Source organism: Mycolicibacterium sp. MU0053 (genome assembly GCF_963378095.1).
Taxonomy (GTDB): domain Bacteria; phylum Actinomycetota; class Actinomycetes; order Mycobacteriales; family Mycobacteriaceae; genus Mycobacterium; species Mycobacterium burgundiense.
In genome coordinates, this window is record NZ_OY726397.1 from 2,092,507 (window position 1) to 2,104,153 (window position 11,647).

Consider the following 11,647-nt stretch of genomic DNA (forward strand, 5'->3'; position numbering starts at 1 on the left):
GCAACATCGTTGGTGCCGAACAGGACTCGAATTCGGGGGCCGGCCTCGGCCGGTCAAACCTGAGCTTCTCGACGCACCACCACAATGTGGCCAGAGTGAAAATTAGCCACACTGGTGGCGACGCGGTAGTGGCCGTGCAATAAATCGACCAGGCCGCTGCCGAGGTCTGCCGGAGAAAAGCTGCTGTACAGCGTCCACCGATCGAAGTACACGTCTTGGATGAGGTAGGCACCGTGGTCGTTCAATGCGCCGTCGAAGAGCCGGCGGAAGGAGTTCACGATGTGTGAACTCGCGTGGCTGCGAGCATCGACGATGACGTCGAACGGCCCGAACTCAGCGGCCACGTCACTCAGCAGGGAATCGCCCTGCTCGCCGCAGATGCGGACATGCCGGCGCCGGGAATCGGCGATCGACACGAACTTCGAGTCGATGTCGATGCCGACGACCAGCGAGTCCGGGTGGAGGAAATCCCGCCACCTCGTCACCGAGTCGCCATAGAAACTTCCCATCTCGAGCATCCGCACCGGGCGGGTCCGATCGATCACGGACTCGTAGATCGCCGAGCAGGACGGCAACGGGTGCACTCGCGGAGTGCGGTCGGCGACCTCGGGTGGCTGCGCGTCGAGTTCGGTGTTCACGACCGACCACGTCATATTCGAAGCGGGACCCGGTCCCAAGGCCTTCGCGATGCCGCCTCGGACACGACGACGATGCCGCCGAGCGACGGGGGAGAACTTGAGGACGATGTTCACAGTGAGCAGGATGTGGTCTGCGTGAGCCGCGGCGGAGTGCAGCGGCGGGTCATACCTTGGATTGTCCCGAGCATCGCGTCAGTATGAACCGAGACCGGCGTCGGCGGGCGCACTTTCATCGATGGGCACCAGGCCGCGAGCGCGGAATGGGAGCCGTGTCGACTCAGAGCAAACCGTTTGCCAACTGGATGACCCCCACCACGCCGAAGATCGCTATCAAAATCCGTCGACGATAAGCGGACGCCCAGTTGTGCAGAGGTTGCAGTACGGCAAGGGTTTTCGCGGGCGCCAGCAGATAGCTGACGAGGGTGAGTTCGACCACCGCGAACATCGCGATGACGAAAACGATGATCGCGAGGATCTGCGTGCCGATCGGGGCCCCCGACGCCACGATGGGAGTAACTACGAACAGCACCAGCACGGGCGGTGGAAGGCCGCCTAGTCCGAATACGAACGAGACCCACAGGGCCCCGTCCTCCCATGCGGTTTGGAGGCGATGCAGCATTCTGCGGAATATCGACCCGCCGTCGGCGCCCGGTTCTTTCGGGTTGCCGAACGGCGATGTGATGGGGGGCTCGGGCTCTTGCACCAGGACCGAGCCATCGCCGGCCGCCACCGACAGGCGCACCCGTTGGCGTACCGCTCGATAGGTCATCAGGGCAGCGACGGAGACCATGAGCGCGCCCATGACGAGTTGAACGATGCGACCGGTGGTGCTGTTGCCCGGCGCCGCAATACTTTGCGCAACATCGCGAAAGCCCGGTGTCACGTGCAGCAGCATCAGCGGAATCAGCAGGCCCGCCAGGCTGATGATCGTGCTGCCGAGCCAGTAGGCCGCCAGGTTTTGCACCGGGCGCGGGCGCGAGATCATCAGGACGATGATGGCGAGTAGTACCGGATTGACCGCGAACATGAACGCCAGCCCCAGCACGACACCCCACACGGGCCCGAACACTACCTCCGTTGCTGCTCGCGCGTTGGCAGTTTCGGCGCCTGGCTGGGGGAGTCCGAGCGTCCAGGGCCGCACGGCAGGCCCGAAATCGGTGACAAGAAGGTGATTACCGCGCGGCGCCGGCACGCCTATGCCGGAGCTCGGGTTCGCTTGCGGCCGTGCAGCAACGGGCCGCAGACGGTTGCGGGAATGGGGACCGCGGCGCGGCGATGTGGGCTGATGGCGGTTGGCGGGATAGCTAGGCCCAGGTCCCGCGGCGCCGGTTAACCATAGCCAGGACTTCATAGTTCAGCTTGATGAGAGACGGTGGAAAGAACCGGTTGAGCTTGCGAATGCGTCGGAAGTCCTCGAACACCGGTTGGAATCCCTGCGTGCTGGTCCGGTATGCCTCGAACACCTGATCCAGCGCATCCTGGTCCCACGGTTCATCCCGGGCGGCGGCACACAGGATTTCGTAGACCACCGTCATCCAGTCGGTGCCGAACGGCTCCGTCACCGGACCGCTGTGGCGCTGGCGGCGCAGATCCGGGGTGAGGAAGTCGTCGACCGCCGCGGCACCGCGGGTGTCGAGATCGATCTCGAGCGCTCCCGTTATCCGTCCCACTTCTCGGCGCCAGTCGGTGAGCAGTTGGGTGTAATCGACGAAGACGCGGGGGATGGCGCGGGTGTTGACCTCGGCCAGCAGATTGGCTTTGAGCCACAACGCGCTGGTGAGTTCGGCCGAGGCGGGACTGTTCTGCGCCACCGACGCGATGACCTCCTGGGGGTGCCGCACGGTGATCGCGGTCCTGATGTCGAAGCCCGCCAGGCGCGCGGCCTCAAACCACAGGCCGGACAGCACCGTGATCCGCGGGTCCTTGATGACCACGACCGGTGCGGCCGGCAACGTGCGCAGAAACGATTGGATCTCGGCGATCCAATCGGCCTTCTCGTCGGCCGCGAACGCTCCCTCTTCCTGTAGGCGCAGGGTCGGATCGAAGGTGGTGCTGCGGTGGCGCTGCAGGATCGCTTCGTTGATGTAGTTCGCTGCGCGCGGTTCCCAATGCCCGAGCGGGTTGGCCGTCATGGCGCCCACCAGCCCGGTCGGGAGGGCGGCACCGCACAGTGCGAGGACCCGGGTGAGCGCCGATGTCCCAGACCGGTTGAAGCCCAATACGAACAGCGCGATGGGCCGAGTTGCGGTGCCGGGCTGCCCGTCCGGGCGCGATCCCTCGGCGGACCTCGCGACCGTGTGGCGACTCCGGATCATGTCGGCAGAATAGGCGGTAACCGGTCGCCGTCGTCGAGAATCGCGTATTGCCGCCGCGCCGGCCACGATTGCGCGGACCCGCAACACCGATGCGAGCCGCCCCGTCGTGGGTTGCACGGTGCGCGCAACTCGCAGTACTGCGCCGCGTCGTAGGTTAGCCTTTGTCTCGTTCTAGACCAGAGGGTTTGTGCTGCGGCGTGGTCGCCGCAGACCGGGGAGGGCATGTTCGTGCCGAGGGATCCGCGATGAGAGTGGTGCTGGCCAGCTATGGAACGCGTGGCGACGTAGAGCCTTGCGTCGCTACGGCCCTGGAGCTGCGGCGCCGCGGACATGAAGTGCGGGTGGCTGTTTCACCCGATCTGGTTGGCTTCGCCGAGTCCGCGGGCCTCGCGGCTGTGCCCTTCGGCCCCGAAACCCAGGCGTGGTCGGGGGCGCATCGGGACTTCTGGACGCGCGTGTTCGGCAACTTCTGGAAACCCCGAGAACTGATCGAGCTACGGCGTGAGATGCGCGAAGTGGGCGAGTCGATCATCGGGTTCTGGGATGAGATCACCAACACCCTGATGGCACTGGCCGAGGACGCCGATCTGCTGGTCACCTTCTTGAACTTCGAGCAGCCGGCCGCCAATGTCGCCGAGCACTACGACATTCCGTTGGCCACGCTGCATGTCTCACCGGTTCGCCCCAACGGTCACACGGTGCCGTTCCTGTCGCCGTCGTTGGGTCGGGTGGCGCTGGCGCTGTTCGAGTGGGCGAACTGGCGTGGGGTGAAGAGGTTCGACACCGCACAACGCCGTCGGCTCGGACTGCCGAAGGCCGATCGCTCGGCGCCCCGGCGAATCACCGAACGCGGATCATTGGAAGTTCAGGCCTATGACGAGGTCTGCTTTCCGGGGCTGGCGGCGGAATGGGCGGATTGCGCGGCGCAACGCCCGTTGGTCGGCGCGTTGGCGATGGAGTTGGCCACCGACACCGACGACGAGGTCGCCTCGTGGATCGCCGCGGGAACGCCGCCGATCTTCTTCGGGTTCGGCAGTACGCCAATCAAATCGGCCGACGAGACCCTGGCCATGATCAGTACGGCGTGCGCGCGGGTGGGCGCACGGGCCTTGGTTTGCTCGGCGTGGAGCGAATTCGACCACCTACGCGCCGACGACCACGTGAAGGTGATGCCGACGATGAACTTCGCGGCGGTCTTCCCGGCGTGCCGCGCCCTGGTGCACCATGGCGGAATCGGGACCATATCCGCCGGTCTGCGCGCCGGGATTCCGATGCTGGTCTACTGGACGGCGCTCGATCAGGGGATCTGGGCGTCGCGGGTCAAACGACTGAAAGTCGGCTTTGGTCGCCGCATCTCGGCAGTGACCGAGGGTTCGCTGGTCGCCGACCTACGCCGGATCCTTGAACCGCAGTATCTTGCGAGCGCTCGCGAGATCGCCACCGCGGTAACCGGACCCGCCGACAACATCGCCCGCACCGTCGATCTGCTGGAGGACTTTGCTGGGGTGGTCCACGTCGATTGACGGCCTCGATGACTGCTGCGATATCCGCTGGATGCGCCGAAAAATCATGATTCAATCGCACCGGCAGAGCTCTGACCACTCTCCCTAGGAGCAATCGTGACCACGCTCGATCGTGACCTCCGCTCGCGGTACTTGGACCTGATGCGGCGCAATCTCACCAGGGCAGGACTGCAGCAACGACTGCCCGAATCGTGGTCGTTGCGACGCCGGATGCTGTTCAGACTCATCATGAAAACCACCCCCGCACGCTGGCCGCCCGAGGCCGAGACGATGATCGGAATGGAGCGGCTCCGCAGTCTGCAGGACTGTGTCGAGACGGTGCTGGCCGAAGAAGTCCCCGGGGACCTGATCGAATGCGGTGTGTGGCGCGGCGGTGCCTGCATCATGATGCGCGCGGTGTTGGCCGCCTATGGGGACGACACGCGATCGGTCTGGTTGGCCGACTCGTTCGCTGGTCTGCCCCGACCGGATCCCGAGAAGTACAAGGCGGACAAGGGACTCAGGCTGGACCTCTTCACGCCGATACTGGGCGTGTCGGAGGAGGAGGTCAGGGCGAACTTTCAGCGTTACGACCTGCTCGACGACCGAGTCCGATTTCTTCCCGGCTGGTTCAAGGACACCTTGGAGCACGCGCCCATCGATCAGATCGCGGTCTTGCGGCTCGACGGCGACCTGTACGAGTCGACCATTCAGGCGCTCGACGCGCTGTACCCGCGGCTGTCACCCGGCGGGTTCTGCGTGGTTGACGACTACTACGCGATCGAGGCTTGTCGGCAAGCCGTCACCGACTATCGCGCGAAAAACGGAATATCCGAGGACATCGTGGACATCGACTGGAGCGGTGTGCTGTGGCGCAAACAGAGCTGAGGACGGTCGGCACGGTCTGTCGACTGTGCGCATCCGCCGGACCCCATCGGACGTTGAATGTTCGCGAAATGATGTTCGGGGTCCGAGAGCATTTCGAGTATTTCGTGTGCGCCGGCTGCGATACGTTACAGATCCTGGATGCGCTCGAGGGCGACGAGCTCCTGCGGCATTACCCGGAAAACTACTACTCCTATACCGCGGCGGATCAACCCCGGGTGTCCCGCTGGCTGGTGACCCAGCACGACAGTTTCAAATTACGTTCCGGCGGACGGCTATTCGGGCGCCTGCTGGCGACGCCGTTGCTGGACGGAGTTGTCCGGGCCCTGCTGGGCGGTGACGTGCCCGCCATGCTGGCTCGACTCGCGATCGACCGCGACGCGCGAATCCTGGATGTGGGTTGTGGCGGCGGGGAACTGCTGGACCGGTTGCGTCGGGTCGGGTTCACCCAGTTGACCGGGGCCGATCCGTACCTCCCGGCCGATGGCGCGACGCCGGGCGGCACCCCGCTGCTGAAGCGGGAGTTGGCCGAGGTCACCGGTGAATTCGACGTCATCATGTTCAACCATTCGCTCGAGCACATGCTCGACCCCATCGCGGCGCTCCAACTGGCGCGCGAACGGCTGGCCGCCGGTGGCCGCTGCTTGGCGCGGGTCCCGACCACCTCGTCCGAAGCCTGGGAGGTCTATGGCGCGGATTGGGTACAGATCGACGCGCCCCGGCACGTCTTCGTACCGTCGCGGCACGGGATGTCCGTGGCCGCGGAGCAGGCCGGGTTGCGGGTCGAGACGACGTTGGACGACTCGAGTCTGGGCCAGTTCCTCGGAAGCGAGGCTTATCGTCGCGATGTGCCGGTGACCGACCCCAAGATTCTGCGGCTGTTCGGCCCACGACAACTCTGGCAATGGGAGCAGCGTGCGGTGGACCTGAATCGAGCCGGTCGAGGCGACCAGACCGGCTTTGTACTGCGCGCCAACTAAGAAGTGACGACCTGCGGCAGGTGGCACCGGGTGCCCTTGCGAAGGGCGTCCCGGTGGCTTCTTTCGGAAACCGGCTCTACGTCCCGCTTTTCGGGGATATGCTGCCCAGCGGCTGGGCGGGGGTCAAGCTCCCGCTGTGATCCGCGTCTGCACGGGGAAGCGAAGGGCTGAGATCCGCGATGAAATTCGTCCTGTCATTCTATGGAACGCGCGGCGACGTCGAGCCGGGTATCGCTGTCGGTCGTGAGTTGCTGCGCCGCGGCCACGAGGTGCGGATGGCCGTCCCGCCCGATCTCGTCGGATTCGCCGAGGCGACTGGGCTTTCCGCGGTCGCATGCGGTCCCGACGTGCGGGTCTGGCAGGACGTGCACCGCGACTTTTGGGCCCGTTTCCTGCGGAACTTCTGGAAGAACTTCTGGCGGATCAGGGATCTGAAGGAGTTGCTGAGCGAGGATTGGCAGCTGTTCAGCCAATGCTGGGAGGACGTCAGCAACACGCTCAAGTCGATGGTTGAGGATGCCGACCTGTTGTTCACCGGGGTGCTCGGTGAGGAATCCGCCGGCAACGTCGCGGAGTATTACGGCCTGCCGTTGGCGACCCTGCACGTGTTTCCGATCCGTGCCAACGGCCAGCTGTTTCCGGGCATGCCGGCCCGGTTTGCGCGCACCATGATGCGGGTCTCGGAATACCTGGGTTGGCCCATGATGAAACGACTCGAGGACCGTCAGCGATCCGAACTGGGTCTGCCGAAGGCCACCGGTCCCTCGCCGTGGCGGATCGCCGAGCGTGGAGCGCTGGAAATCCAAGCGTACGACGAGGTTTCCTTCCCCGGGCTGGCCGAGGAATGGGCAAAGTGGGATGGCCGGCGCCCGTTCGTCGGTGCCCTCACGTTGGAGTTGCCGACCGATTCCGATGGCGAGGTCGCAGCCTGGATTGCCGCCGGCGCACCGCCGATCTGCTTCGGGTTCGGCAGCATGCCGGTGGACTCGGCTGGCGACACCCTCACGATGATCAGCGCCGCGTGCGAGCAGTTGGGTGAGCGGGCTCTGGTATGCGCCGGGGCGAGTGACTTCAGTGGCGTACCCCATTTCGAACACGTCAAGGTGGTCGAAGCGATGAACTACACCGCCGCGTTCCCGGCCTGCCGCGCGGTGGTGCATCACGGCGGCGCCGGCACCACCGCCGCGAGCCTGCGGGCCGGGATCCCCACACTCGTGCTGTCGACGGATCTCGACCAGACGATGTGGGGCGCCCGGGTGAAACGCCTGAAAGTGGGCACCGCCCGCCGATTCTCGGCCACCACCGAACAATCGCTGGTCACAGACCTGCGGACGATCCTCGAACCGGCTTGCGTCGCGCGCGCCCGCGAGGTGGCGAGCCGGATGACCCCGCCCGCCCAAAGTGTGGCAGCCGCCGCCGATCTGCTGGAGAACTTCGTCCGCGTCCGGCGTGTTGCCTGAGCGGCCACGGTGGGCGCCGCGATGAAGATCGTGTTGGCGAGCTACGGAACGCGCGGCGACATCGAACCGTGTGTCGCAATCGGTCGGGAACTACAGCGCCGCGGGCATGACGTGCGGATGGCGGTGCCGCCCGACCTCATCGACTTCACGGCGGCCGCCGGTCTTTCGGCGGTTGCCTACGGCCCGGACCTGCAGGGCGTCCTGGACGCGCACCGCAACTTCTGGACGCACTTCTTCCGCAACTTCTGGAAGGTCCGGGAACTGATCAGGCTGCGGCGCGAAGTCGTGGGGCCGTTCCTGCAGTGTTGGAAGGAGATCATCGCGACGCTGACCGAATTGGCCGAGGGCGCCGACGTGCTGTTCACCGGGGTCAACTTCGAGGATGCGGCCGGTAACGTCGCCGAGTACTACGACATCCCGTTGGCGACGCTGCACCTGTTTCCGTTGCGTGCCAACGGCCAGTTCATCGCGTTTCTCCCGGCCCGGTTGGGGCGAGTGGTGATGACGGTGTCGGAGTGGACCGCGTGGCGTTACGCGAGGCGGGTGGAGGGCGTCCAGCGCGGGGAGTTGGGCCTGCCGAAGGCCACCCGACCGTCGCCGTGGCGGATCACCGAGCGGGGCTGGCTGGAACTCCAGGGCTACGACCACGTGTGCTTCGCGGGGCTGGCAGACGAATGGTCCGAGTGGGCCGACCAAAGACCGTTCGTCGGGGCGTTGACGATGAATTTGGCGGCGGCAGCCGATGACGAGGTGGCGGCCTGGATCGCGGCCGGCCCGCCGCCGATCTTCTTCGGCTTCGGCAGTCTGCCGGTGGGGGCGGCCGCCGATACGTTCACGATGATCGTCTCCGCCTGCGCACAATTGGGGCAACGGGCGTTGATCTGCTCGGCCGGAACCGATGTGCAGGTGCGGGAGTCCGACCAGGTCAAGGTCGTCAGCGCAATGAACTACGCGGCGGCCTTTCCGGCGTGCCGCGCGGTGGTGCACCACGGTGGCACGGGCACCACCGCGGCCGGCCTGCGCGCCGGGGTGCCGGCGTTGATCCTGTCCACGGACATCGACCAAACGCTCTGGGGTGCCCGGATCAAGCGGTTGAAAGTGGGGACCGCCCGCCGACTTTCGGCCACCACCGAGCAATCGTTGCTTGCGGACCTGCGCACCATTCTCGAGCCCCACTATGCGGTGCGGGCCAGAGAGCTTGCCGCCCACATGACCACACCGGCCGAAAGCGTCACGACGGCCGCCGATCTCGTGGAGCAACTCGGCGGCCGACGCCGGTGATCAGGCAGGCGCGCCCGACACGGTTACCGCGGAGCCGAATCGTTCGACTCGGCGGCGCCGTGGGTACCGGCGGGGCACCCCGAGGCCGGCGCTGCCGGTGCCACCTCCCGGAACGCCCGGACTTCGAGACGCGCACCGAGGTGCGGGACGAAAGTGAGATGCTTCAACTTCCGCTTCTCATCGGGGGCCGACGTGGTGCACAACTCGACCCGCCGCAGGATTTCCCGTAACACCACGTGCATCTCGCTCATGGCAAAGGTGGCGCCCAGGCAACGGCGATTGCCGCCGCCGAACGGAATGTAGGTGTTGGGGGCCAAGGTGGTGCCGATCATCCGCTCCGGGTCGAACCGACCTGGCTCCGGAAACAGGGCGCCGTCGTGGTGTACCAATCCAATTGCCAGGTTTACTGTGACGCCGGCCGGCAGTCGGTAGCCCCCCACCTCGACGGGCTCGGTCAGGAACCGGGCCGCACTGAAGATCACCGGCCGGACCCGCAGCGTCTCCCTGGCCACCGCGTCGAGGTACTCATCACCGGCGGAGTCACCCTGTGCGCTGGCGTTCGCGGCGCGCACGGCCTTGGCCAGTACTTCCGGATGCCGGATCAGCCGCTCCAGCGCCCAGGACAGCGACGACGCGGTGGTCTCGTGGCCCGCCGCAATCAGCGTCATGAGCTGATCGCGCAATTCGCGGTCGTTCATCGTGCGTCCGTCGTCGTGGGCGGCGCGAATCAACATCGCCAATGCGTCGGTGCGGTCGGCGAGTTCAGGATCGGCGCGGCGCTCGGCGATCTCCGCGTTGAGCACGGCATCGGCTTCGGCGAAGCGGCGGTCCAGCGCCCGCCACGGTCGGTGGCGCCGCAGGTCGGGTTTGGCGATCGCGGGCGTCTCCCACGGCTTCAGGTACAGCAGCCGGGGTATGACATCGCGCAGCGCGGCCAGCCGCGCTGGATCGGTGGCGCCGATGACGGTCCGCAGGATCACCTCGAGGGTGATCTCGGTCATCTTGGCCTCTGCCGGGAAGCTCTGGCCCACCGGCCAACCGGCGATGTTCGCGGCGACGATCTCGGTCATCTGATCGATCTTGCGTGCCACGGCGTCGCGATGAAACGCCGGTACCATCAGCCGACGTCGATCGCGGTGTTCGTCCTCGTCGAGGACAAACAACGAGTTGCTGCCGAGGAGTCCGCCCAACATCGAATTCGCCTCGCCGGCATGGAAGACGCGCGGATCGCCGGCGAACACCGTCTTGATGTCGGCGGGCGCTGCGACGTACACGACGGTGCCCTTCAGCGGTTCACGGACCGTGAACACGTTGCCGTAGCGTCGCTGGCATCCCGTCAAAAAGCCCAAGCCGTAGCGCAACATCAAAGCCGACTGCGCAATCAGGGGCAAGGGAGGCCCGGGTGGCAGTGCGGAAGGCGCGGTATCGCTCACGGTGCGGAGTTCCTAGCTACTAGACGGTGTGCAAACTTCCCGACGTCCTCGGGCTGCGTCTGAAGCGGGTGTGCGCCGGTCGCGGGTCGACACTCGCCTCAGCGGCCTCCGGTGAATCCAACCGTACGAGGGTCGGCCTGGACGTGCACGCACTTTCGGCGGTTGCGCGTGCTCAGGTGCGAAGACCGCGGGATGCGGGTATGCCGCGGCCGCGGTGTAGTCAGCGGCCGCCCGCCAGAATCGCCAGTATCCCAGCGTCTTTGGGCCTCCGCACGGGTACCGCGCCGGAGCGAACGGCGGGGCGGCAGAGAGCAAAGTCAACGACGCGGCGGGTGGCACGGTGTGGGCTCGTCCGGTTCGATCTCGACGCGGCCATGAATAACCAAGTGGTACAAGGCAGCTCGAATGGCCTGGGCGCTGCGCGGCGGCGGGATCGGCCGCGTCGCCTATCGCATTGCCTGCTAACCCGCACGCGCCGCGGCGCAAAGTCGGGGCTGCGGCGCCGAGATCGCGCGCCCCGCAGTCGTTACTGGGCGCATCGTGGTTAACATTTGGGAATTCTCTGAAATCACGGGGCGGCGCGGCTAGCCTTTGGTGAGATTAGAACGTGTTCCACTTTTTCTGACCAGGTGATCGGTAATAATGTCGGCCAGCCATCCCCGGCGACGAGACGGGCAGCTATTGGTGCAGGTAGAAGGTGAAGGCGGGTGTGCTGTGCGGCCGCCTTCGGCAATGCTCCAACGTGTTACGAGTGTTATCGAACGAACACATCTGCCGCGTGGGAGCTGTTACTGACCGCATGACAGCTAACAATGATGGAGTTTCTGGAATCGCCGAACGACGCGGCTGGGTTCGGTTAAGTTAGAACGTGTTCCAATTTCGCCAACGAGATGGTCTGGAGATGCGTTGAGTATCAATCCCTTCGATGACGACAAGGGCAACTTCCTGGTTTTGGTGAACGAAGAGGAGCAGCACAGCCTGTGGCCTGCCTTCTCCGATGTCCCAGCCGGCTGGCGGGTGGTTTACGGCGAGGCCGACCGCGCCGCTTGTTTGGAATTCATAGAACAGAATTGGCCCGATATCCGACCAAAGAGTCTGCGCGAGAAGTTGGCACAGCCTCGGACTTGACAAGTCAACGGCTCGGGGGAGTCCG

General features: G+C 65.6%; 10 protein-coding genes. 6 read left to right on the forward strand and 4 right to left on the reverse strand.

Annotated features, from left to right (window positions below):
* Nucleotides 1–53: 53 nt before the first annotated feature.
* The 3 genes from RCP80_RS09735 to RCP80_RS09745 all read right to left on the reverse strand — a co-directional run bounded on the left by RCP80_RS09735 (nt 54) and on the right by RCP80_RS09745 (nt 2,953).
* Nucleotides 54–653: a class I SAM-dependent methyltransferase gene (locus RCP80_RS09735; protein WP_308482132.1), complete on the reverse strand. Its 600-nt coding sequence runs from the start codon at nt 651–653 to the stop codon at nt 54–56.
* A gap of 262 nt (nt 654–915) precedes the next feature.
* Nucleotides 916–1,635: a GAP family protein gene (locus RCP80_RS09740; protein WP_416223203.1), complete on the reverse strand. Its 720-nt coding sequence runs from the start codon at nt 1,633–1,635 to the stop codon at nt 916–918.
* A gap of 307 nt (nt 1,636–1,942) precedes the next feature.
* Nucleotides 1,943–2,953 carry a sulfotransferase family protein gene (locus RCP80_RS09745; RefSeq protein WP_308482134.1) on the reverse strand — a complete coding sequence of 337 codons (1,011 nt, stop codon included), beginning with the start codon at nt 2,951–2,953 and terminating at the stop codon, nt 1,943–1,945.
* A 245-nt stretch (nt 2,954–3,198) separates the two neighbouring features.
* Between RCP80_RS09745 and RCP80_RS09750 the strand changes: the two genes are divergently transcribed.
* The 5 genes from RCP80_RS09750 (at nt 3,199) to RCP80_RS09770 (ending at nt 9,061) form a co-directional block, all read left to right on the forward strand.
* Nucleotides 3,199–4,476 (forward strand): glycosyltransferase, encoded by a 1,278-nt coding sequence (locus RCP80_RS09750; RefSeq protein ID WP_308482135.1) that lies wholly within the window; start codon nt 3,199–3,201, stop codon nt 4,474–4,476.
* A gap of 141 nt (nt 4,477–4,617) precedes the next feature.
* Nucleotides 4,618–5,343: a TylF/MycF/NovP-related O-methyltransferase gene (locus RCP80_RS09755; RefSeq protein ID WP_373693517.1), complete on the forward strand. Its 726-nt coding sequence runs from the start codon at nt 4,618–4,620 to the stop codon at nt 5,341–5,343.
* Between the two features lie 68 nt (nt 5,344–5,411).
* Nucleotides 5,412–6,320, forward strand: coding sequence for a class I SAM-dependent methyltransferase (locus RCP80_RS09760; RefSeq protein ID WP_373693518.1), 909 nt, complete (start codon nt 5,412–5,414; stop codon nt 6,318–6,320).
* Between the two features lie 179 nt (nt 6,321–6,499).
* Entirely contained in the window at nt 6,500–7,780 is a 1,281-nt protein-coding gene (locus tag RCP80_RS09765; RefSeq protein WP_308482137.1) for a glycosyltransferase, read from the forward strand.
* Between the two features lie 21 nt (nt 7,781–7,801).
* A complete protein-coding gene (locus RCP80_RS09770; RefSeq protein WP_308482138.1) occupies nt 7,802–9,061 on the forward strand; it encodes a glycosyltransferase in 1,260 nt (419 codons plus the stop codon).
* A gap of 23 nt (nt 9,062–9,084) precedes the next feature.
* Here RCP80_RS09770 and RCP80_RS09775 read toward each other — a convergent pair whose 3' ends face one another.
* Nucleotides 9,085–10,494: a cytochrome P450 gene (locus RCP80_RS09775; RefSeq protein ID WP_308482139.1), complete on the reverse strand. Its 1,410-nt coding sequence runs from the start codon at nt 10,492–10,494 to the stop codon at nt 9,085–9,087.
* A gap of 906 nt (nt 10,495–11,400) precedes the next feature.
* Here RCP80_RS09775 and RCP80_RS09780 point away from each other — a divergent pair.
* Nucleotides 11,401–11,622: an MbtH family protein gene (locus RCP80_RS09780; RefSeq protein ID WP_308482140.1), complete on the forward strand. Its 222-nt coding sequence runs from the start codon at nt 11,401–11,403 to the stop codon at nt 11,620–11,622.
* Nucleotides 11,623–11,647: the final 25 nt, after the last annotated feature.